This is a genomic window from Massilia sp. LjRoot122, from assembly GCF_964252725.1.
Lineage (GTDB): Bacteria > Pseudomonadota > Gammaproteobacteria > Burkholderiales > Burkholderiaceae_D > Telluria.
The window spans coordinates 3,413,233-3,435,681 of the sequence record NZ_CAXUPB020000001.1; the positions used below are offsets into that span (position 1 = coordinate 3,413,233).

Below are 22,449 nucleotides of genomic sequence, written 5' to 3' on the forward strand. Positions count from 1 at the left end.
CGTGAAGTTTTTTGGAGAACGAGATGAACCTGAACCCAATCCAGCTGTTTGATACCGACTCTTCGACCTTTACTTACATCCTCGTCGCGCCAGGAGAAAAGGAAGCGGTCATCATCGACCCTGTAGAGCGACACTGGGAACGCGACCTTCAGCACCTGCAGCGCCTCGGCTTAAAGCTGCGCTACGTGTTCGAGACCCATGCCCATGCCGATCACGTGACCTCGGCTGGCAGGCTGTGCGAACTGACTGGCGCGGTTGCTGCAGTTCCAGGTGGTTGCGGCATCACGCCTGCCGAGCTGCAGCTGAAAGATGGCGACGTCATCCGCTTCGGCGCCGATGAGGAGATCCGCGTTCTGCACACGCCAGGTCATACCGCCGGCAGCATGAGCTACGTCTGGCGCGGCAACGTGTTCACGGGCGATACGCTGTTGATCGACGGTTGCGGGCGCACCGACTTCCAAAGCGGCAGCGCGGAATCACTGTACGACAGCGTCACGAGCAAGCTGTTTACGCTGCCGGACGACACCTTGATGTGGCCCGGCCACGACTACAAGGGCCAAGCGGTGTCGACGATCGGCTGGGAAAAACGTCATAACGCACGCATGGTCAACCGGAGCCGCGCGGACTTTGTCCAGCTCATGGGCGAGCTGAAGCTTCCGAAGCCGAAGCTAATCGACGTGGCGGTACCGGCCAACCAGAACCTTGGCTTGCCGCACAGTGCTTGAGTTTACTCTGATCCAGCGACATGCCGACCACGGAATGGCGGCAACCGGCCGTTAAAGGTGCAATCTAGCTCAGGACCGCCGACGCTCCTGCTCTGTAGAAAAGCGCGCTGGCAGCAACTCATAGTCCAGTTGGTATTCGACCGCCTTTCGCAAGGCTTCAAGCGACGCAGGACGCTTGATCACGGCGCTAACTCCGGGATAGCTCTTCAGTTGTTTTTCCTGCTGCTGAGCTCTATCGTCGGCAATAAGAACAATTGATGACCCGGGAGCCGAGCGTTTAAGTTCTCCAGTAAGTGCTCTCCGATCATTTGGTTTTTCAGCTGTACTGGTCACGATCAGGTCGAACTTTAGCATTCGAACCGCACTCAATGCCTGCTGTGCAGTGCGAATCGGGGCAACAGTGTAGCCAAGCCACTTTAGCGCCTGAGCTGTTCGGGCGCAAGAATCTATATCTTGCTCAAGCAACAATGCGGATTTCATGTCTCCTCCCTCTTAGAGAGGAGTGGAGCCAATACTTCACACTTCAAGGGGGAACTCGTAGAATGAACACGCTACGGGCACAAAAAAGAGACCCGACGAGAAGTCGGGCGAAGTGCCTCGTTAAGCGGAGTCCTCGGAGATCCTGCAGCACGAAACCATAGTGTCGTAAATGCATACACGGTGTCGTACATGAGAACGCTCGTGCGTCTGATGCACGACATTGAAGCAGACTTAGCGCGGCGCGGCGCGGCGTTTCGCCGGCTTGATTAGGGTACGCGCTATCACTTTCAGCTCAACGCCTCTCTCACCTAAGGCCTTCGCAACAGAAAACAAATCATTTGTGGCCGATGTGGTTATTGCCGCATCGATAATTGACGAAGTGCATTGGTCGCTCCGCCGGTCTATGCGAGGACCAAACTTGCGAGCCATAATGCTCTCCTAAGCTTAACGCTGATACCCAGCAAATACGATGCCCAAGGTGGGCATTGCCAGTCTAGATCCCTGCTTGCTAAGAGCAAGGCCTATTGGAAGGTGTACACAAATCGATCCTGCTTCGCCAAAATCTAGATTAATAAGAAATGATCTGGGCATTGAACACTTAAACCCAGCGCTCTGTGACAGCATAGGAGAAGGCCAACTCTTGGCCCGGTTGCGGACCGTTATGCGTGTCCTAACAATTTTCGGGATTTATACGTGATTCGAGAGCATGACAATGCGCATCTGTACAGCGAACTAGGTCAACAGATGGAAAAAACACCAGCATTTTTTACGGTCTTCCGCACGAGGTCACCTGCCAGCGATTAGCGGATTAGCGAATTTAGCAAAGCGTAATCGTGCTAACGACACAGGTGCGCTGAGGGAGAGAATATGAAGACGGCAGTATTTAGCGCACGGCGCTACGACAGAACCATGCTGGCGCGGGCCAACGAGCGCGCGGGCCACGAACTGCGCTTCTTCGACGATCGCCTCACAACGGCCAGTGCGGTATTGGCCGAGGGATGCGAAGCTGTTTGCGTCTTCGTCAACGACAGTGTCGATGCCGAGGTGTTGGATATACTGGCGAAGCAAGGCACCCGCATGGTGGCAACGCGCTCCACCGGCTACAACCAGATTGATATCGCGGCGGCGGCACGGCACGGCATTGCCGTGGTACGCGTCACCGATTACTCGCCCTATTCCGTGGCTGAATTCGCTGTCGGCCTGCTGCTGGCGGTAAACCGCAAGATCGCCCGCGCCAGCGCCCGTACTCGCGACGGCAATTTTGACTTGGACGGCCTGATGGGGGTCGACCTGCACGGCAGGACGGTCGGAGTCATCGGCACCGGCAAGATCGGCAGCATTTTCGCCAGGATCATGACGGGCTTCGGCTGCACAGTCCTCGGCCATGACCCGCATCCCAATTCCACCTTCGAAGCGGCCGGCGCGCGCTATGTGCCGGTTGACGAACTGCTGTCGTCAAGCGACGTGGTCTCCCTGCACTGCCCGCTCACCGACGCGACCAAATACATCGTGAATGCGAACAGCCTTGCCCGCGCGAAGCGCGGCTGCATCCTTATCAACACCAGCAGGGGTGGCCTGGTCGATACCGAGGCCGCCATTGCTGCGCTCAAGAGCGGGCAGCTCGGCGGGCTGGCGATCGACGTCTACGAACAGGAAGCCAGCCTGTTCTTCCAGGACCTGTCCTCGAAGATTATTTGCGACGACGTTATCCAACGCCTCGTGTCCTTCCCAAACGTGATCGTCACCGGCCACCAGGCCTTCTTTACGGTCGAAGCGATCGGGCAGATCATGCAGACGACGATCGACAGCATAAGCGCCTTCGAACGCGGCGAAAAACTTGTCAACGAGGTCTCTATCGAGTAAGCCTTACCCCAAGCGACGGCTTCTCCCATGCTCGAAAAGGAGATGAGCCAATGCCTGCGGAAATGCGCAAGGCTTCGATACTAAACGGCGAGCGTCACAACGCTGGGTTGGTGCCAGTCGCGCTGCTACAACCAGTCACCCCGAAATCCGGCGCAAACCGAGGGTCAAAAGACCCGCCGCCAGCAGGGCGAACGATGCAGGTTCCGGCACGACTCCAACCTGTACAGAGAGTGCAGCATTGGTGTTGGACGATGACATCTGCCAACTGAGTGGCACATCAGGATCGGTTGGAACCGCGTCAATGGTGTAATAACCGTATAGGCCATCCTTCTCGTCAGCGCGAAATGGCATAAGCGGGTCGCTGAGTCCAAGACTACCCGGCAGGTAATACAGGGTATGTGAGAAGCGGACCGTATAGCTTGCCTCGGACGGGCCTTGCTTGTCGAACCAGATGTAATGGCTATATGCGTAGGTAGTGGGGGACTGGTTATAGACATTCACAGAACTGGTAGCGCTGCCTGCGTAGCGGTAGGCCTGGCTACCTATGCGAAAGTCAATCGTGACCTCACCACCATCATTGAAAGCCCAGAACGACGGAATCGTATCAGGGTCGAATGTCGAAGTGAGCGTCAACTCAAAGGGCAGCGGCGTGGTCGTGGTCAGATTGGCGAGACCGAGCACGCTCAGGACGGTGTTATCGATATGGCTGGTGCCGACCGAATGCGTTGTCACCGGCATCGGATCGGCCAAGGCAATGCCCGGTAGCGCCAGCAACAGCAGACAGTTGCGTTTGATAGAGATGGACATGAAGGTCTCCGGCTTGTCCAGATGCGCGCGTATCATGACGACAATCGGTGCCACCGAACGATGGCGGCCAGTCTTCGCGCGGCCAGAAATGCCAGACCAGCTACCAGCATCAGGTACGTCTCTGGCTCCGGGATTGCAGTGACACTGTTCAATAAGACGGTGTCATAGCAAAATACACCTGCCCGGTCACATCCTTTCGCGAGGATTTGATCATGGTCATTGATGGCGATGGCCGCCGTGAGCAGGATATCCGCTTCCGGATCGATGAGTGTATTCAGGTCAACGAGGACGCCACCGCCGTACCAGAAGGCCCGATTGTCCATGCTGCCGACGATATGATTCAAGTTATTGATGTCGTAGGCAGTGCTACTCCCGGCCGATGGGGTCAGGTCGAGCATCCCTGCTCCATCGTACAGGAAGGCATGTACCCGATTATCGCCGGTAAAGCCATATCCGGTCGCCCAGCCGTCGTTGCTGATAGCGGTCCCGACCAAGTGCGGGCCGCCGAGCAATGGAAGGAGCTCCAGTGTTCCGAGGACACGACTGTATATCGCGGTACGGGTACCGAAGCCTTCCGGCGCATAGCCGACCAGCACGTCATCCCTGTCGTTGATGGCGTCCGCCGTACTATTCGGAGGGCCGAAGACCTCGGCCTTACCGTCCCTGATCGTCATTGCACGGTTGTCTGCGCTTTGCCCGGTGATGGTTCCGGCGTCGTTTATCGCAGAAGCCGCGCGAAGCCCGTAGGCCACCGTCAGGTTGCGCATCTGCCCATCGGAATAAAGAAAGGACTGGAGGGCGCCCTCGTGCGTCGTGCCCTCTCCCACGGCATCGCCATGATTGTTGAGCGAACGGATGCGCGTCGTGGAACCGCCTATGTGTCCAATATTGAAGCTGGACAGTCCATCCGAAATGGATGCGACCTGAAACGGTACATCGGGTGGAGAACTGTTCACTGCATAGTGTGCCTTGTCGTTCAAGGCAACTGCTGAAGCATATTTCCCGCTGACGACCGTGTACGGAACATATGCGGGTGCTGCCGTTGCCGCCATGTGTGGCAGTGCGAGCACAGCAACTGCCAAGGCAGGAAAAAATCGTCGCATGCTGCGTCCTCCATCATCTGTGCATCAGGCCGCCGCAACGGACGGGCTTTCACTTTTGGCGTCGATTGCAGGCGCCGTGGTGCCCGGTGCTGTCCAGCGGCGGCATGCAGCAAGTGGGTTCGACAATCTTACTGCGGTCCCGCGCTCGCGGGCTTCGGCCATTCGGTATTTTGCGTAGTCTCCTATCAAACTTCATCTATTTTTGAGTCAGATCAAATAACTTATTGACCGGTCTCTATTTGGCTTAGTGTGGACCGCTGAGGTCCGCTTCTGACCGCAAAAGGCGCCACCATTCCGCCACGCAGAATCTGCTTCGTTTTTGACAATGGTCAAACCGCTGTGTGCGCGAAATGGTAATGCTGTGCTCTGCTTAGCCACTGATTGACAATCATGTTCCTCGAACGAATTTGCATTGCTACCGATGGCTCGGACTTGGCGGTCCGGGCTGCACAAATGGGCATCGAGCTCGCACGCTCCGGCGCAGGGCGCATCGTCGCGGTGTCGGTTGCGCAACCGTATTTCTCAATGCGGGACGAAGCCGCAGAAGTGCCCGATGCGCAGGCGGAGTTGATACGCGCTCGTAAAGCTGCTCGCGCTCATGTCGACACGGTAGCGCGCATTGCTCAGGCCAGCCACGTGGATTGTGAGGCGCTTACTCCGCTGTCTTCTGCGCCAGGTCCAGAGATCATTCGGGTGGCGGAAGAGTACGGCTGTGACCTGATTGTCATGGGAACGCACGGACCCAACGACGCAAACAAGCTCTTTGCCGGCAGCGTCGCGCAGCACGTCCTCGCAAACTCTGCAATTCCGGTTTTGTTGTTGCGTGACCCACGGGATGCAGCGCCACCAGATTTCCCGGAAGCCCATCTGGCATGAACTTCTGTCGCTGCGAGGCTGACGCATGAACGACATTTTGACATGCACCGAGCTTATGCCAGATTTCTATCAGGGCAAGATCGCCACCTTCAGTACACCGTCGCGCTGGTTAGCGAACAGCTCGTAGGCTTCTTCAATCTTCTCGAGCGGGAAGCGATGGGTCACCAGAGGCCGCAGATCGATTCTTCCCGATGCCACGATGTTTATGAGACGACGCATCCGGTGCTTGCCGCCAGGGCACAACGTGGTGACGAGCTTATGGTCGCCTAGCCCCGCAGCGAACGCATCGAGCGGCAAGTGCAACTTGCCAGAATAGACACCCAGGCTCGAAAGCGTGCCGCCCGGACGCAGGGCGCGCAGACAACTTTCGAAGGTCTGTTGGGTACCCAGTGCTTCGATCGTAACATCGGCGCCTTGACCGTCGGTATAGTCGAGGATCACCTGCACCGGATCGGTCGTGCGGAAATCGACGACATGGTCGGCGCCCAGGCGCTTGGCCATCTCGAGACGAGCGGGTACGGTGTCGATCGCAATGATCCGGCTGGCGCCGCGCAGACGCGCACCAGCTGTGGCGCACAGGCCGATCGGACCTTGGGCGAAGACAGCCACGGTGTCGCCGATCCGAATCGCGCCATTCTCTGCGCCGCCGAAACCGGTGCTCATGATATCGGGACACATCAGTACCTGTTCGTCACTCAGCTCATCCGGTATCGGCGCCAGGTTGGCCATAGCAAACGGTACCCGTACAAATTCCGCCTGGCAGCCATCGATCGTGTTCCCGAACCGCCACCCTCCCATGGCATGGCCACCACATTGCGATTGATGTGCCTCCAGGCAGGAATGACATTGTCCGCAAGGAGTAATCGCGCCGACTACCACTCGCTGCCCGACTTCGTAGCCCTCTACCCCCGCACCGAGTTCGGCAATGACGCCGACCGGTTCATGGCCGATGGTCAGTCCCGGCACAACCGGATACTCACCCTTCAGGATATGCACGTCGGTCCCGCAAATCGTCGTCATCGTCACCCTGACCAGGGCCTCTCCCGGACCGGGGACCGGCACCGGCTTGCGGTCGAGCGCAATGCGCCCCGGACCGGTGAATACTGCTGCATTCATCATCTGCATGTCGCCCCCTGAAGGTGTGCGGCCCCGGTCTTTCACCCGCTCAGCGGGCCATCAGCACCGGTATCGTGGCGTCGTGGAGCAGCGTACTGGTGACGCCGCCAAGGAACAGCTCGCGGAACTGGGAATGGCCGTAGCAGCCGATCACGATGAGGTCGTAGGCTTCCTGCGCGGCCATCGCGAGCAGGGCATGGCCGCCATCGATGTGGCGGTCGAAGGCCATGATCTCGGCCGCGACGTCGTGCCGGGCCAGGTAGGCAGCGAGATCGGCCTGGTAGCGCAGGTCGTGCAAATCGGTGTCGTCGGGTGAACGGAAGGCAACGACGCTGACACGAGTCGCTTTCCGCAGCAGCGGTATCGCCGCCCGAATGGCGGCCGAAGCCTCCTTGCTGCCGTTCCAGGCAAGCAGGACATGCTGGCCTGGTGCCCCCGCGACGGGCGCACACGGCACGACCAGCACCGGGCGGGCACTGGTAAAGGCAACATACTCTGGGATACGCCCGATCGTCTCAGCCAGCGCTTCGCTCAGGTCGTCCTGGTTGACCACCACGAGGTCGCTGAACCGGGCCTGCCTGGCGAGAGCGTCGCTGGCCAGGTCCCAGACCAGGCGCGATTCGTGTGAGACGCCCTCTTCCGCGGCGATCCTGTCGAAATGCTCGATGGCCCGTGTCGCGCTGTCGTGGAGGGGACCGAAGACACTTGCTTCGAGCGTCCCCGCTTGGGCCTGGTATCCGTGCGGGAACACCTCACGCGACACGCCCGTGGCAGCGACGCCGATCAGATGGGAGTCGTGGGCCCGGGCCAGCTGGGCTGCAAGACGGATGCGCTTCGGCGCGTGCCGCGACAGGTCGGCATGCACGACGATGGTCCGATAGCTCATCGCACGCCCTCCCGTCCCGGACGGCTTCCCGCCTTCGTGAGCAGGCGTCCGGTGCGGAACATGCCTCCCCGGATAAACCCGCGCGGTGCGCTGGATGCCAGCATGCGCAGTGCGCTGATTCGATGCAGGGAAAGCAGTCCAGGCAATGCCGCCATGACCTCGCGACCGAGCGCCAGGTTTCCAGCCTCCACCTGGGAGGCCGCGTGATGCAGGGCACCGAGGAGCAATGCGTTGTCGCGGCGCCGGTCCCGGAAGCCGGGGTGGCCGGCGGTTTCCATGAGCGTCTCTTCGTTGCGGAAGGTGCACTCGGCGGCGGCGACCAGCCGCACGAAAGCGCTGGAGAACTGTTCGTCCGGTTCCTGCGCGGCCTTGCTGATACAGATGAGCAGCCGTTTGCGGGCAAGCGTCATTGCATGCACGATCCCGTGCGGATGTCTGGTCAGCAACAAATTGGATATCATCACCGGGCCTGTTCTCGTCGTCGTTTCAGAGTGGGCAGTCTGTGCGCTTCATCATGGAAGGTGTTTGATGCAAGTCAAAAACGACGCGGACCATCCCTTCCCCATTTGCGCAACTCGAGTCCGGCCAGTGCGGCGGCCGCAACAAGGCCGGCGGCCGCCAGGAATGACAGCGGCGGCGGCGTCAGTCGCAGCATCGCGGCGGCAGCCGGCAGGTAGATCGCCAGCGCCAGCAGCAGCAGCGCGACCACGGTAATCCCCCAGAACACCGGATTGGCGATCCGAAGAATGCCGCCGACACCAGCGCGCTGGCGGTTCGACATCAGCAGCGCCAGGTTGCACAGGACGAGTGCAGCAAACGTGACCGTACGTGCTTCCGGCTGGGGCAAGTGCGACAAGGTCCATCCATACAGTGCGACCAGAAGCCCCAGTACCCATGCGCCCTGCACCAGCGCGCTGACGACGGCTGCCCGGCCGAACAGCGATTCGTCCGGCGCGCGTGGAGGCCGGCGCATCAGGTCCTTCTCCGGCGGCTCGTTTTCGAAAGCCAGCGAACAGGCGGGGTCGATGACCAGCTCGAGGAAGACGATGTGGAGCGGATACAGCATGACCGGCCAGCCCAGCAGTACCGGAACCAGGGCCATGCCGGCGATCGGCACGTGCATCGCCATCACATAGCACATCGATTTGCGCATGTTGCCGAAAATCCGGCGCCCGGATGCGATCGCCTCGACCAGTGAAGCGAACCGGTCATCGAGAAGGGTCAACTCGGCCGCCTCGCGTGCCACGTCGGTACCGCGCCGCCCCATCGCGACGCCGACGTTGGCAGCGCGCAGGGCCGGTGCGTCGTTCACGCCATCCCCCGTCATGGCCACGACGGCGCCACCGCGCTGCAGCGCCTGCACGATGTCCAGCTTTTGCTGTGGCGCGATGCGCGCGCACACGTCCACGCCGTCGAGCCGGCGTGCCAGCGCCTCGCCATCCAGGGCCGCGATCTGGGCGCCGGTCAGCGTCTCGCCGGCGCCGATACCGGCCTGGCGTGCGATGGCGCGGGCGGTGTCGGGATGGTCGCCGGTGATCATCACGATGCGCAGGCCTGCGGCCCGGCACGCTGCTACGGCGTCGGGAATGTCTGCTCGCAAGGGATCGGCCAGTGCCACCAGCCCAAGCAGGTCGAGCCCCAGATCGGCGGGATCCTCCGGCCACGGTTGATGGGCGGCGGACGAGCGGGCCACCGCCAGCACCCGCAGCCCGGCGGCCGCCATCTCGGCGGCTGCCGCAAGAACCTCTTGCCGGACGGACGCGGCCGCGCAGCTTAGCGCCACCACCGTTTCGGGTGCGCCCTTGGCCGCCACCTGGACCGTGCCCTCACCACGATCCCATACATGCACCAGCGCCGGCCGCTGCGGAGTCAATCCGTATTCATGCTGCAATGACCAGCCGTCCGGTACGGCCCCGCGGTCGGGCAAGACGTCGGCTGCCAGGCGCCAGAATGCAGCCTCCATAGGATCGCTGCCCAGCGCGCGACTGGCCCGCAAGGCCTGCCTCAGAAGCTCCTGGTGCGGCGCCGGCATCGGCGCAGCCGATGTGGGATCGTATGCGGCACCGTCTCGCCACAGCCGGGCCACGGCCATGCGGTTCTCGGTCAGCGTGCCGGTCTTGTCGACGCACAGTACCGAAGTGGAGCCAAGGATTTCGATGGCGGACAAGCGGCGTGTCAGCACCTGGCTGCGCGCCAGGCGCCACGCCCCGATGGCGGGGAACACCGTGAGAATGACGGGGAACTCTTCGGGCAGCATCGACATCGACAAGGCGATACCGGCAAGCAGCGCCTGCACGAGCTCGCTGCCCCTGACCAGCAGCAGCCCGACCAGCAAGGCGCTCACCGCCCCGCCCAGCAGCGCAAAGCGGCGTGCCAGCCGCGCGGTTTCGCGCTGCAGGCGCCCGGGCGGCGCGGCAATTGCGCCAAGCGCCGCGCCGATACGCCCGATCTCGCTGCGCGCACCGGTGGCGCTGACCCGCGCCAGTCCGTGGCCCTGCACGACCAGCGTGCCGGAGTACGCCCATGGTTGGTCGGCGCCACCCGGGGCCGCCGGCTCACTTCCTTGCGGCGATGCCAGCTTGCCGACGGGGACGGATTCACCCGTCAACAGGGATTCGTCCACCATCAGGCCGGCCGCCTCCAGCAGCAGCGCATCGGCAGGTACGCGGTCACCCTCGCACAGTTCGATCAGGTCCCCTTCGACCAGGTCGCCAGCCGGAAGGCGTTGTGCCCTGCCGTCGCGCCATACCAGCGCGGTCGGCGAACTCAGGTCGCGCAGGGCTTGCAGCGCGCGTTCGGTGCGTCCCTCCTGGAACAGGGTCATGCAGAGCATCAGGACAACCATGCCGAGCAAAAACACGCCCTCGCGCGGCTCGCCCAGCAACAGGTAGAGAACGGCGGCGCCTGCCAGCAGCAGGTACATCGGCTCGCGTGCGGCGTCGGCGGCGATCCGCTGCCAGCGCCTGCCACCGGCGTCGGGCAGCCGGTTGGGGCCGTCCCGCGCCAGGCGCCGCGCGGCTTCGGCGCCGTCCAGGCCATGCGAAGAGGTTTCTGAAACGTCAGGCATCATCGAGACTCCAAAGCAAGCCCGGCATCAAAGAATCCTTGACCATTGCCCTCCCCGGTTTGCCCGCTTGCAGGCGAGCTTGCCCAACTCTAAGCCGACAGCAAGCCTGTTGTCTTGAAGTGCATTTGATCCAAATCAAAAATTAGCAAAAAACATAGATCGCGAACCTCATGCGCCGGCCTTACGCGGGGAGAGGCCGGGCGCACGGCGCCACATCCGCCTTGCCGGATCAGCCGCTTTGCCCGATACTGACCCATGAGCCGCTCCTGGCACATGGGAGGACATATGAACGACATGACGTTCCATGCCGAACCCTGCGCGCCGGTCGCGCCGCCCTCGATAGCGAGCTGTTCCCGCTGCGTTGCGCGCGACCTGTGTCTTCCATCGGGCACCGATGCGCGCGACATCCTTCGGCTCGACAAACTGATCGGCTACCGGCGACGCCTGGCCCGCGACGAGGTACTGTTCCGCAAGGACGATTCCTTTGCCATGATCTACGCGGTCCGCTTCGGCCACCTGAAGTCATCGCGGCCCGACCACCGGGGTCATCCGCATGTCACCGCTTTCTACATGGCCGGCGATCTCATGGGGCTCGACGCGATCTACGCCGGGCGGCACTCCTCGACCGCGATTGCGCTCGAAGACAGCGAAGTATGCGAGATCCCTTACAACAGATTCCAGGAAACGCTGCATCATTCCGCATCCTTGATGCAGCGCTTTCATTCCGCCTTGAGCCACGAGATCGTGCGCGAGCAGACGGCACTGCTGCATACGGACATGAGCGGAGCCGAACGCCTCGCCACCCTGCTGCTCGACCTGTCCGCACGCTACGCCGAGCGCGGCTATTCGGGACGACGGTTCCGCCTGCGCATGTCGCGCGCCGACATGGGCAACTACCTGGGATTGACGATCGAAAGCATCAGCCGCCTGCTGGGGCGTTTCCGTGACGAGCGGTGGATCGCCCTGGACAAGCGCGACATCGAATTGCTCGCCCCCGGACAGCTGGAAGCATTGATATCGGCTGCGCCCGGTGAGCCGGGCAGCAGTCAGGAGAAAGCCTGAGGCGGCGCCAGCACAGTACGGTTGCGGCCCTGTGACTTGGCCTGGTACAAGGCGGCATCGGCCGCGGCCAGCAGGGTAGCGAATTCCCCGTGTTCCTGGTGCAGGGCCGCGATGCCAATGCTGATGGTGCACCCGATCGTCCCATTCGGCGTGTCGTGCCGGATGGCGGCAACCGCGCGGCGCATCCGCTCGGCGCAGGCATAGGCATCCTCCTCGTTGGTTTCCGGCATGACACTGACAAACTCTTCACCGCCGATCCGTCCAAAGTAATCGCTGGCCCGCAACTGCGCCGCACACACCCGGCTGACCTCGCACAGCAGTGCATCGCCGGCGGGGTGCCCAAACGTGTCGTTCACCCGCTTGAAGTGGTCGATGTCGATCATGCAGATGGTCAGAGGCCGTCCATAACGCTTTGCCAGCGCCACGTCGTGGTTCGCCAGTTCGATCAGGTAGCCTCGTGCCAGAACACCGCTGAGGCTATCGTGATGGGCGGCAAATGCAAGGGCCCGTTCGGTGAGAAAGGCTGCACGGCGCCATCGCCCCTGCGACACCGCCATGGCTGCCATGAGTACGAGCGATACCAGGTAGACCAGCAGGCAGCCGATAAAGACGTGCTTCTGCAGCGCCGCGGCGCCAAGGATGGTAAACAGGAGAGACGGCAACAGGACCATCAGGAAAAGCCGGTGCAGGCGCGGCTCGACCAAGGCGAGGGGAAACATTACGCCGGTTATCGCCGGCAAGGCCAACACCAGTCCATCCGGCAGCGCCGCCGAGCTGAGGATCATCGCTCCCGTGTGCGTCACGTAGACCAGGCCGCCGCGCCACGCTACCGGGAACCGGGTACTCCAGGAGACATACCCGAGGCTGCCGACCAGCACGAGCGACAGGCGGAGCAGCGCGGTCGCGCCGGCCCACTCGGGAGCGATCCAGTAATCCCAGGCGCTGAACAGCACGACCGCAATGCCGAACACGAGGCCGAGGGTTGGAAGCATGGCCGACAGCATGCGGTCGAGCGCCACGCCGAATTCGCGTTCCTCCTCCGGCTCGAGCGTCCCAAGCAGGCGCCCACATGCGGCGTGCATGCGGCGCCATGGGCTAGCCGTCGCCTGGGCCGGGACGGCGGACATGGCAAACCAGTGCCTGGCGCGATGCATGCCGCCCCTGCCTCAGGCCGGCGCAGCGCTGGGGCATTCCCGCGCCAGCGCCTGCGCCTGCTCGCCAGGCAGCGCCGGCCGGAATACCATGACCGGGACGGGTGCGTAGGCGAGCACGGCCTGGGTCACGCTCCCGGCCAGCAAGCGGCTCAGCCCCCGACGTCCGTGTGAACCCATGGCGATCAGGTCGCAATCATACTCGCGCGCGGCCTCGACGATCGCCCTGGCGGGGTCCGGATCGATCCGGGTGACGGGACGGCATCCGACACCGCCGCGCCGGGCCCGTTCGGCCATGGCGCCGACGAAGCCATGGGCGTGCTCCTCCAGCACGTTGACCTGCTGGCCCGGGTCGAACACCATCGCACCCTCGATCGATGGCAGGACGGCCTCGGGGACCACGATGGACAACGCCACGATCTCGGCGCCGGTGGAGCGGGCCATCTCGATCGCGGCATCGGCCGCCAGCGCGGAGACGGGCGAGCCGTCGGTGGGTACCAGGATACGTTTGTACATGATGGGATGTCCTGACAAATAGCCGGCAGTTAACGATGCACCATGACTGGAATGGCGCTGTGCACCAGCACTTTCTGGGTTTCGCTGCCCAGCAACAGCCCCTTGATGCCGCGGCGGCCATGTGAAGCCATGACGATCAGGTCGCATGTCTGTTCGCGTGCGGTGGCGATGATGGCTTCATAGGGATCGTCAGAGACGAGCTGTACGACAGTGCAAGGCACACCGGCTTCGCGCGCGACGACTGCCACGGCATCGAGCAGCGCTTGTCCTCGCTCCCGGCTGGACTGTGCGTATTGCTGCGGAGTTTCCTCCAGCATGACGGCATCGGTAGTAAAGGAGTGAAACTTGGGCGTCGCCGTCATGGCGACTACCTCGGCCCCCACGCTCCTGGCAAAGTCGACGCCTGCCCGGACCGCGCGCATGGATGCTTGCGACCCGTCGGTCGGCAGCAGGATTCGCTTGTACATGATGAACCTCCGCAAGAATGCCGGGCGGCCGGCGTTGAGAATCAGGCAGGCACCGTGCCGCCCCGGTACAAGATCACCGGAATGGGCGAGTAAGCCAGCACAAGCTGAGGTACACGCGCGGCGATCAGCCTGGTCACCCCGCACTGGCCATGCGCAGCCAGGAAAATCAGGTCGCAATGCAGCTCGAGCGCGACACGGATGATTTCATCGTGCTGGGAAGAAGCCATGGTGGTCACCAGGCTGTGCGGCACGCCGGCCTCCTGCGCCAGCCGGGCCACGCGCCCGGCGCGCTGCGCAGCCGCATTCAGCGCGCGGATCCGCTGCGCCGCCCAGTCGCCATTTTCGACCTGCTCACGCGCCGGATCGCCCTGCTGAGCGACCGACAGCGCGACAATCTCGGCGCCGCTGCCGCGCGCGAGCGCCACCGCGGCGGCCGCGGCGGCTTCCGACAGCGCTGAACCGTCGGTGGGCACAAGGATTTTGTGAAACATGGGAGCCTTGGAACGAGTGGTGCGATATCCGATACCGAGATCAGTGTGGAGCGATCAGTCAATTATTTGTTTGACTCAGATCAAGCACGGCTTATGCAGCGAATCCGTCCTAGCACATTTATTCGTTAGCATTTTGACTCAGGTCAAAGACGCTGTTCGTCTTACGCCCTTATCCTCTAGGCATTACTTCAGCAGCACGACCAATGCAATCTTCCCTTCCGGCCAAGTATGGCCTCGCGTTCCTGCTATTCCTGGCAGCCAGCATGCCTGCGGCCGCCGCCCCTCTCGACGCCGGCGTCCTGGCGGCGCGCCTGTATGCGTCCGGTTCTCCCCCGCGCTGGCTGGACGATGGCCAGTCCCAGGCGCGGCTGGCGCTTCAGATTCTGGGCGACGCCGCCGCGCACGGCCTCGATCCCCGACACTACGGCGCCGACGCCCTGGCGCGCAGGCTGGATGGCTTGCGCGGTGATGCCGGCGGATTCGAGCGGGACCTCAGCACCGCCATGCTGCAGTTTTTGTCCGACCTGCATGCCGGCCGCACCCGCTCCCCTTATCGCCAGGCGGAAGCACCCGCAGGCCTTGACCTGGTCGAACACCTGCGCAGCGCCGTCAATGGCGGGAGCCTGCCGCATGCCGTCGACGCCGCCGCACCGGCCCTTCCACTGTACCGGAGGGTCAAGGAGACGCTGGCGCGTTACCGCGAGCTCGCCAGGCTGGCGCCGCAGTGGCCGGTCCTGCCGCCGGCCGGACCCGCGGGCATCGTCGCAGGCGCTCCATATGCCGGCGCCGCCCTGCTCCACCAGCGCTTGCAGCTGCTGGGCGACCTTGCCCCGGACGCCGCCATCGAGGACGACGGGATATATGGCAGTGTCCTGGCGGACGCGGTCCGGCGCTTCCAGTCGCGACACGGCCTGGCCGAAGACGGCATGCTGGGGGCCGCGTCCATCGCCGCCCTGTCGGTCGCTCCCGGTCGACGCGCCGAACAGCTCGCGTTGACCATGGAACGCCTGCGCTGGCTGCCGCCACTGTCGGGGCGGACGATCACCGTCAACGTGCCCGCCTATCGCCTGTGGGCATTCGACCCTCGGGAACGAGCGGCGGCGCAGGTCCTCGAAATGCGGGTCATCGTGGGCAAGGCTGCCAAGACACCCACGCCCCTATTCATCGGAACCATGCGCTATCTCGAGTTCAATCCCTACTGGAATGTGCCGCGCAGCATCGAAGTCGGCGAGATCGTCCCCAAGCTGGTGCGCAACCCCGCCTACCTGCGGCAAAACGACATGGAACTGGTGTCGACCGGGGGACAGTTGCTGCCGGCGGCCGGCGCCGAGACGATCTCCCTGATCCGCTCGGGCGCGGTCCGCGTCAGGCAGCGGCCGGGGGCAATGAACGTGCTTGGCGAAGTCAAGTTCGCCATGCCGAATCCGATGAACATCTACCTGCATTCGACGTCCGCGAAAGAGCTGTTCAGCCGCGCTCGACGCGACCTGAGCCACGGCTGTATCCGGGTCGCACGGCCCGCCGAGCTCGCGCAGTTCGTGCTGGCCGATCCCGTGGAATGGAGTGCCGCTCGCGTGGCCGCAGCCATGCGGCCGGGGCCGACCCGCCGGGTCGTGCTGGGCGAACCGGTGACGGTCATCCTGTTCTACGCGACCGCCGTGACCGACCGCCAGGGCCGCGCGCTGTTCGCCGACGACATCTACCGAAGCGATCCCGCCCTGCTCCAGAGGTTACGTGCCGACTGAGGCTTGCGTAGATTGCCGCGAAATTGCTGTTGCATTTGATCTCTATCAAATCTCATCCTGACTTCTGCTCGCAGACATCTTACAGTTGTGACGGATGGTGCGCGGTCGACAGGGCAGCAGCCGACATTTGCCGGGAATGTTCCCTCACCCTTCCTGAAAGGACCTCCCATGTACAGAACCATCGTAGTGCACATCGACGGCGGCGTGGCGCAGGACAGCCGCCTGCGCGCCGCCGCCCTGCTTGCCAACGACCACGGGGCTCACCTTGTCGGCATGGCTGCCACCGGCGTCAGCTGGCTCGACTATGCGGTGCTGACGGGCTCGTTTGGCGCCCCGGTGCCGCTGCCCGAGTCCGACTTCCAGGGCTTGCGCGATGCCGCACAGGCGCGCCTGGATGCGTTCAGAAAAGAGGCGAGCCGCCTCAGGGTGGAATCGTTCGAAGCCCACGCGAGCGACGACGACGCGGCCTACGCCCTGCTGCTGGAATCGCGCTACGCCGACCTCGTCGTGCTCAGCCAGGACCTCCCCTCGTCCGCCGTCGCCGTGCCGAGTCCCTTGTCGCGGGTCGCCCACCTTCCGGAGTACGTCGCCCTGCACGGCGCCCGCCCGGTACTGGTGGTCCCGCCGGACTATGACAATGCCGTCATTCCCGGCACCGCGGTGATCGGCTGGGATGGCGGCATGCCGGCGATCCGCGCCATCAGCGCCGCCCTGCCCTTGCTGCAGCGCGCCCAGAATGTCCAGCTCGCGATCATCAATCCCGACCAGCGGTCCGGGCTGCACGGCGAGCAGCCCGGCGCCGACATGGCCCTGTATCTTGCGCGCCATGGCGTGCGCGTCGAGGTGCATGTCGAGCGCACCAAGGTGGTCGACAGCGACGTCCTGATGGGGCTGGCGCGCGATTGCGGCGCAGGCCTGCTGGTCACCGGCGCTTTCGGCCACAGCCGGTTCCGCGAGTGGGTGCTCGGAGGCGTTACCCGCGCACTGCTGGAAAGCGCATCCATCCCGCTGCTCATCGCGCATTGATCCGTGGAAGCTAGTCCCGGAGACATCCCGCGCAGCGAGCTGCGGCGCGAAGGCAGTACCTGGCAAGGCGGCCGCCACACGCCGTCGCCCGAATGGCGCGGCGAGCAGTACTCGGCCGACCTGGTCCTGAACGCCTGGCTCGGCCGTTTCACGGCGCACGTGTCGCCGGCGGCGCTGGCACTGGCCTGGCAGGACTGGGCCAGCCACCTGGTCCTGTCGCCGGACAAGCAGCTGGAACTGGCCTTGCTGGCGCAGTCCAGCGTCGGACGCTGGCTGGAATACGGAACGGCTGCGGCCATCGGGCACGGCGCCGAACCCTTGCAGCCCCTAGCACAGGACAAGCGCTTCTCCGACCAGGCCTGGCATGCCTGGCCATGGAATGTGCTCAGCCAGGGATTCCTGTTGACGCAGCAATGGTGGCACCACGCCACCTGCGGCGTGCGCGGCGTCGCGCCCCACCACACCGATGTCGTGACCTTCGTGGCGCGCCAGCTGCTCGATGCGGCTGCGCCCTCCAATTTCATCCCGACCAATCCCGCCGCACAGCAGGCGACCGCCGCCAGCGGCGGCCGCAACCTCCTGCACGGCATGCAGCGCGCTGCCAGTGACGCCCGCAATGCACTCGCCACCTCCCGTCCGCCGCTCGCCTACCTGCCCGGCCGCGATGTCGCGATCACGCCCGGCCGCGTGGTAATGTCGAACCGCCTGATCGAACTGCTGCGCTACGATCCGGCCACGCCATCGGTGCACGAAGTACCGCTGCTGTTCGTGCCGGCCTGGATCATGAAGTACTACATCCTCGACCTGTCGCCGCAGAATTCGCTGGTGTGCTACCTCGTCGAGCGCGGGCATACCGTCTACATGATCTCCTGGAAGAACCCGGGACCGGAAGACCGCGACTTGTCGCTGGAAGACTACCGCCGGCTCGGCGTCATGGCAGCCATCGACGCCATCGTCTCCCAGACCGGCGCGCCGCGGCTGAACGCCTGCGGCTACTGCCTGGGTGGGACCCTGCTCGCGATCGCTGCCGCCGCCATGGCGCGCGACGGCGACACCCGCCTGGCCAGCCTCAGCCTGCTGGCGGCCCAGGTCGACTTCACCGAACCGGGGGAGCTGTCCCTGTTCATCGACCACAGCGAGGTCGCTTTCCTGGAAGCGGCCATGTGGCAACAGGGCTACCTCGATGCGCGCCAGATGGCCGGTGCATTCCAGCTGCTGCGCTCGAATGACCTGGTCTGGTCGCGGCGCCTGCGCCACTACCTGCTCGACATTCCGGACAAGGACAACGACCTGGCCTCATGGAATGCAGACGCCACCCGCATGCCCTACCGTATGCATTCGGAGTACCTGCGCAAGCTCTTCCTCGGAAACAGCCTGGCCGCTGCGCGCTACCTCGTCGACGGCCGCCCGGTTTCGCTGGCCGACCTCCGCCTTCCGATCTTCGCGGTCGGCACCCGCACCGACCACGTGGCGCCGTGGCGCTCCGTGTACAAGATCCTGCCCCTGACGGACACCGAAGTCAGCTTCCTGCTGACCTCCGGCGGACATAACGCAGGCGTGGTGTCGCCGCCGGGTACGCCGCGGCGCAGCTACCAGCTGGCAAGGCATGCGCACGACGCGTCCTACGTCGATCCAGACAGCTGGGAACGCGCGGCGGTAGAACACGAAGGGAGCTGGTGGCCGGCATGGGAAGCATGGCTGGCTGGCCAGGCCGGGTCGCTGGTAGCGCCGCCGCCCGCCGCAGGAGGTGCGCCGGCACCGGGCAGCTATGTGCTGAAGCCCTGAGCGCTTCAGCGGGCCGCGGCACCCAAGGCATGCAGGCGCGCACACCAGCGCTCGACGCGCGCCGGATCGAGCGTTCCTGCGCCACCGACGATCGTACTGCGCACCGGGTCGATGCCGGCGAAACCAAGGATATTCCGGTGCATCAGCCGGACGCTGTGGGCACCGTAGAGCCAGCGATAGGCCAGCGCGGGCATCCCCATCGTCACCACAAGGCGTGCGCTGCGCCCGCCTAACAGCCCGGCCCGCAGCGGATTGCGCGAAGCAGGATCGATCGCGAAGCCTGGCCGTGCCACCTGTTCCATGAAGCCCTTCAACATGGCGGGCATGTCACCCAGCCAGAGAGGGTAGAAAAAAGCGAGGTGTTGCGCGCGCCGGATCGCCTCCTGCGCCGCCTCGACGGCGGGCGGGGCAGCGGACTCCCACTCCTCCTGGCTGACCAGCAGTGGCAGCCGCAGCCGAGCCGGTTCGACCGCGTCCACCTCATGTCCGGCGGAGCGGGCGCCGTCCGCATATGCAGCCGCCAGCGCGTGACACAGGTGCTGGCGGCCGCCGTCGGGGTGGCCCTGCACGATGAGGATCCGGGTACCCATCAGCGGGCTCCGGACGCCTGCAGGTCGAGCGTCATCTCGACGGTGCCGTCGGCACCCGGGCTCACCTCGAAGCCGCAGGCCTGAGCCAGGGCATGCATGCTCGCGTTGTCGCCAAGTGCGGTACCGCGCACCCGGGCCAGTCCGCGTCCGCCGCAGTAGTCGAGCAGGCAGGCCATCAGCATGCGCCCAAGACCATTGCCCTTGAGGTCGGACCGCACCACGATGGCGAACTCACCCACGACATTGTCGGGATCAATACTCACACGCGCCACGCCGAGCGTCTCCTCCCCGCCTTCCGCTGGCCGAGTGGCGATGAAGGCCATTTCGCGCGCGTAGTCGATCTGGGTGAAGCGCGCCAGCTGGGACGGCGAAAGTTCGCGCATCATGCCGAACATGCGGAAATGCACGTCTTCCGGCGCGAGGGCTTGGAAGAATGCCTGGTGCGCCGGCGCATCCTCCGGCCGGATCGGACGCAGGACCAGCGGCCCGAGCGCGCTGTCGACATGGCGCTCGAGCGCGTCCGGGTAAGGCAGGATCGCCAGGCGCGCCAACGGATCGCTTCCCGCCACCACCGGCGCCAGGCGCATGCGGGCGTCGAGGGCGACGACCCCTGCGCTGTCGGCGAGCAGAGGGTTGATGTCGAGTTCCACCAGCTCGGGCAGGTCGACCGCCAGCTGCCCTACCCGCACCAGGACGTCGTACAGCGCCTCCAGGTCGGCGCAGGGGCGGTCGCGGAAACCGGCCAGCAGGCGCGCCGCGCGGGTGTGCGCCACCAGGTCGGCGGCCAGTACCCGGTTCAGCGGCGGCAAGGCCACCGCCCGGTCATCCACCACTTCGACCGCAACACCGCCCTGGCCGAACAGCACCACCGGGCCGAATACCGGATCGGTGGCCAGGCCCACGATCAGCTCGTGGGCCTGGGGACGGCGCGCCATCGCCTGCACCGTAAAGCCGTCCAGCCGCGCCTGCGGCTGGAGCCGGCGTATGCGCGCGACCATGGCGTCGAGCGCTACCGCCAGTGCGGCGTCGTCGGCCAGGTCGAGTGCGACGCCCCCCACGTCGCTTTTGTGAACAATGTCCGGCGACAGAATCTTGAGCGCCACTGGGTAGCCGATCCGGCGCGCCGCCACCAGCGCCTGGGTCGCGTCGCGCACGGTGTCGGTCGCCACGACCGGGATCCCGTAGGCGCCGAGGATCATTTTTGCATCCGCCTCACCCACCCCGCTTGCGCCCTCCGCCAGCAAGGCCGCGACACGCGCGCGCGCGGCGGCCCGGTCGGGAGCCGGCAACGCGCCGGCCGGGGGCACCTGTTCGAGCAGGCGCTGGTTGCGGCCGTAATCCACCAGTTGCTGGAAGCCGCGCACGGCCTCTTCCGGCGTGTCGAACACCGGCAGGCCGGCATCGCGGCACAGGCTGCGCGCCTGGGCGGCGCTGTCGCCGCCCAGCCAGCAGCACAGTACGGGCCGGCGGCTGGAACGCATCGGCGGCAGCAGGGCGCGCGCGATCTCCGCGCTGGAGACGATGGCGGTCGGTGCATGGATCAGCAGTAGCGCATCGGCGCCGGGATCTTCCAGCAGGCTGTCGAGCGCCAGCCGGTAGCGTTCCACAGGCGCGTCGCCGATGATGTCGACCGGATTGCCATGCGACCAGGTCTGCGGCAATCCCTGCGACAGCCTTTCGATGGTGGCCGCCGACAGTTGCGCCAGGCTTCCGCCGCCGCTGATCAGTGCATCGGTGGCCATCACGCCGGGACCGCCGCCATTGGTCAGGATCGCCAGGCGCCCTCCGGCCGGGCGGCGCGGCTGCGCCAGGACGGCCACGGCATCGAACAATTCGGCCGTGGTATGCACCCGCAGCATGCCTGCACGGCGCAGTGCCGCGTCATAGACGAGGTCGGAGCCCGCCATCGCCCCGGTATGGCTGTAGGCGGCATGCGCAGCCTCCTGGACGCGGCCCGCCTTGACGATCACGGTCGGCTTGGCCCGCGCGGCGCTGCGTGCGGCGGACATGAACTTGCGCGCCTGGCGCACACTCTCCGCATACAGGAGAATGGCATCGGTGTCGGGATCGCCAGCCAGGTAGTCGAGCAGGTCGCCGAAATCGACGTCGCTGCCGTCGCCCAGCGAAACGAAACACGAGAAGCCGATCCGGCGCGTGCTCGCCCAGTCCAGCACCGTGGTGACCAGCGCCCCGGACTGCGCGACGAACGCCAGCCGTCCGGGCAGTGCGGCGCCGGGTGCGAAGCTGGCGTTCAGGCCGATGCCCGGCACCAGCAGGCCGACGCAGTTGGGGCCGAGGATGCGTAGCAGGAAAGGCCGGGCCGCTGCCAGCATGGCCTGGCGCAGCCTGCGCCCATCCGCCCCCGTGGCGTCCAGCCCGGCACTGAGCACGATCGCCGCCCTGCAACCACGTCGGCCGAGGCTGGCGATGATGCCCGGTACGGTGGCTGCGGGGGTGCAGATCACCGCCAGGTCCGGGCAGCCTGGCAGCGTATCGATCTCCGGAAACACGGCGAGGCCTTCCAACTGCCGGTATTTCGGATTCACCGGCCAGATCTTCCCCTGGAAGCCGCCGCTCATCAGGTTCGCCAGCACGGTCGCACCCACACTGCCCAGGCGCGCCGAGGCGCCGACTACGGCGATCGACTGCGCACTAAAAAAATGCTCCAGATTCCTGACACTCATCGGACCCGG

The 22,449-nt window shown here is 64.7% G+C and carries 20 protein-coding genes; 7 read left to right on the forward strand and 13 right to left on the reverse strand.

Translation table 11 applies throughout. The features are described from left to right. Nucleotides 1–23: 23 nt before the first annotated feature. Complete coding sequence (locus ACSQ25_RS14840) at nt 24–725, forward strand: MBL fold metallo-hydrolase (RefSeq protein ID WP_436106446.1); 702 nt, start codon at nt 24–26, stop codon at nt 723–725. Nucleotides 726–794: 69 nt separating this feature from the next. On the opposite strand, the gene ACSQ25_RS14845 is transcribed toward ACSQ25_RS14840, so the two are convergent. Further along, the gene (locus tag ACSQ25_RS14845) at nt 795–1,205 is read right to left on the reverse strand and encodes a hypothetical protein (RefSeq protein ID WP_436106447.1); all 411 of its coding nucleotides are present in this window, start codon (nt 1,203–1,205) and stop codon (nt 795–797) included. Between the two features lie 867 nt (nt 1,206–2,072). Between ACSQ25_RS14845 and ACSQ25_RS14850 the strand changes: the two genes are divergently transcribed. Further along, on the forward strand, nt 2,073–3,068 hold the full coding sequence (locus ACSQ25_RS14850; protein WP_436106448.1) for a 2-hydroxyacid dehydrogenase: 996 nt from the start codon (nt 2,073–2,075) through the stop codon (nt 3,066–3,068). A gap of 135 nt (nt 3,069–3,203) precedes the next feature. Here ACSQ25_RS14850 and ACSQ25_RS14855 read toward each other — a convergent pair whose 3' ends face one another. Both ACSQ25_RS14855 and ACSQ25_RS14860 read right to left on the reverse strand, forming a co-directional pair. Continuing rightward, a complete protein-coding gene (locus ACSQ25_RS14855) occupies nt 3,204–3,875 on the reverse strand; it encodes a PEP-CTERM sorting domain-containing protein (protein ID WP_436106449.1) in 672 nt (223 codons plus the stop codon). Nucleotides 3,876–3,907: 32 nt separating this feature from the next. Next, entirely contained in the window at nt 3,908–4,978 is a 1,071-nt protein-coding gene (locus ACSQ25_RS14860) for a PEP-CTERM sorting domain-containing protein (protein ID WP_436106450.1), read from the reverse strand. Nucleotides 4,979–5,368: 390 nt separating this feature from the next. Here ACSQ25_RS14860 and ACSQ25_RS14865 point away from each other — a divergent pair, with 390 nt between their 5' ends. Further along, nucleotides 5,369–5,854 carry a universal stress protein gene (locus tag ACSQ25_RS14865; protein ID WP_436106451.1) on the forward strand — a complete coding sequence of 162 codons (486 nt, stop codon included), beginning with the start codon at nt 5,369–5,371 and terminating at the stop codon, nt 5,852–5,854. Nucleotides 5,855–5,923: 69 nt separating this feature from the next. Here ACSQ25_RS14865 and ACSQ25_RS14870 read toward each other — a convergent pair whose 3' ends face one another. From ACSQ25_RS14870 to ACSQ25_RS14885, 4 genes are all read right to left on the reverse strand, one after another. Next, a complete protein-coding gene (locus ACSQ25_RS14870; protein ID WP_436106452.1) occupies nt 5,924–6,979 on the reverse strand; it encodes an NAD(P)-dependent alcohol dehydrogenase in 1,056 nt (351 codons plus the stop codon). 40 nt (nt 6,980–7,019) lie between these two features. Then, a complete protein-coding gene (locus tag ACSQ25_RS14875) occupies nt 7,020–7,856 on the reverse strand; it encodes a universal stress protein (protein WP_436106453.1) in 837 nt (278 codons plus the stop codon). Then, a complete protein-coding gene (locus ACSQ25_RS14880; protein ID WP_436106454.1) occupies nt 7,853–8,317 on the reverse strand; it encodes a hypothetical protein in 465 nt (154 codons plus the stop codon). The genes ACSQ25_RS14875 and ACSQ25_RS14880 overlap by 4 nt, the downstream gene beginning before the upstream one ends. 74 nt (nt 8,318–8,391) lie before the next feature. Further along, entirely contained in the window at nt 8,392–10,926 is a 2,535-nt protein-coding gene (locus tag ACSQ25_RS14885; protein ID WP_436106455.1) for a cation-translocating P-type ATPase, read from the reverse strand. A 282-nt stretch (nt 10,927–11,208) separates the two neighbouring features. Here ACSQ25_RS14885 and ACSQ25_RS14890 point away from each other — a divergent pair, with 282 nt between their 5' ends. Beyond that, on the forward strand, nt 11,209–11,985 hold the full coding sequence (locus ACSQ25_RS14890; RefSeq protein ID WP_436106456.1) for a helix-turn-helix domain-containing protein: 777 nt from the start codon (nt 11,209–11,211) through the stop codon (nt 11,983–11,985). Here the strand turns inward: ACSQ25_RS14890 and ACSQ25_RS14895 are convergent. The 4 genes from ACSQ25_RS14895 to ACSQ25_RS14910 all read right to left on the reverse strand — a co-directional run bounded on the left by ACSQ25_RS14895 (nt 11,970) and on the right by ACSQ25_RS14910 (nt 14,610). Next, nucleotides 11,970–13,067, reverse strand: a complete 1,098-nt coding sequence (locus tag ACSQ25_RS14895; protein WP_436106457.1) for a GGDEF domain-containing protein — start codon at nt 13,065–13,067, stop codon at nt 11,970–11,972. The two genes, ACSQ25_RS14890 and ACSQ25_RS14895, sit on opposite strands and share 16 nt — an antisense overlap. A gap of 84 nt (nt 13,068–13,151) precedes the next feature. Beyond that, nucleotides 13,152–13,652, reverse strand: a complete 501-nt coding sequence (locus ACSQ25_RS14900; RefSeq protein WP_436106458.1) for a universal stress protein — start codon at nt 13,650–13,652, stop codon at nt 13,152–13,154. A 29-nt stretch (nt 13,653–13,681) separates the two neighbouring features. Beyond that, a complete protein-coding gene (locus ACSQ25_RS14905; RefSeq protein ID WP_436106459.1) occupies nt 13,682–14,119 on the reverse strand; it encodes a universal stress protein in 438 nt (145 codons plus the stop codon). Between the two features lie 41 nt (nt 14,120–14,160). After that, nucleotides 14,161–14,610: a universal stress protein gene (locus ACSQ25_RS14910; RefSeq protein ID WP_436106460.1), complete on the reverse strand. Its 450-nt coding sequence runs from the start codon at nt 14,608–14,610 to the stop codon at nt 14,161–14,163. A gap of 203 nt (nt 14,611–14,813) precedes the next feature. Between ACSQ25_RS14910 and ACSQ25_RS14915 the strand changes: the two genes are divergently transcribed. The 3 genes from ACSQ25_RS14915 to ACSQ25_RS14925 all read left to right on the forward strand — a co-directional run bounded on the left by ACSQ25_RS14915 (nt 14,814) and on the right by ACSQ25_RS14925 (nt 19,166). Then, nucleotides 14,814–16,355 (forward strand): L,D-transpeptidase family protein, encoded by a 1,542-nt coding sequence (locus tag ACSQ25_RS14915; RefSeq protein WP_436106461.1) that lies wholly within the window; start codon nt 14,814–14,816, stop codon nt 16,353–16,355. A gap of 168 nt (nt 16,356–16,523) precedes the next feature. After that, on the forward strand, nt 16,524–17,381 hold the full coding sequence (locus ACSQ25_RS14920; RefSeq protein ID WP_436106462.1) for a universal stress protein: 858 nt from the start codon (nt 16,524–16,526) through the stop codon (nt 17,379–17,381). Nucleotides 17,382–17,384: 3 nt separating this feature from the next. Further along, entirely contained in the window at nt 17,385–19,166 is a 1,782-nt protein-coding gene (locus ACSQ25_RS14925) for a PHA/PHB synthase family protein (protein ID WP_436106463.1), read from the forward strand. 5 nt (nt 19,167–19,171) lie between these two features. On the opposite strand, the gene ACSQ25_RS14930 is transcribed toward ACSQ25_RS14925, so the two are convergent. Both ACSQ25_RS14930 and ACSQ25_RS14935 read right to left on the reverse strand, forming a co-directional pair. Continuing rightward, a complete protein-coding gene (locus tag ACSQ25_RS14930; protein WP_436106464.1) occupies nt 19,172–19,756 on the reverse strand; it encodes an NAD(P)H-dependent oxidoreductase in 585 nt (194 codons plus the stop codon). After that, complete coding sequence (locus tag ACSQ25_RS14935; RefSeq protein ID WP_436106465.1) at nt 19,756–22,440, reverse strand: bifunctional acetate--CoA ligase family protein/GNAT family N-acetyltransferase; 2,685 nt, start codon at nt 22,438–22,440, stop codon at nt 19,756–19,758. Before ACSQ25_RS14935 ends, ACSQ25_RS14930 begins: the two co-directional genes overlap by 1 nt. Between the last annotated feature and the right edge of the window lie 9 nt (nt 22,441–22,449).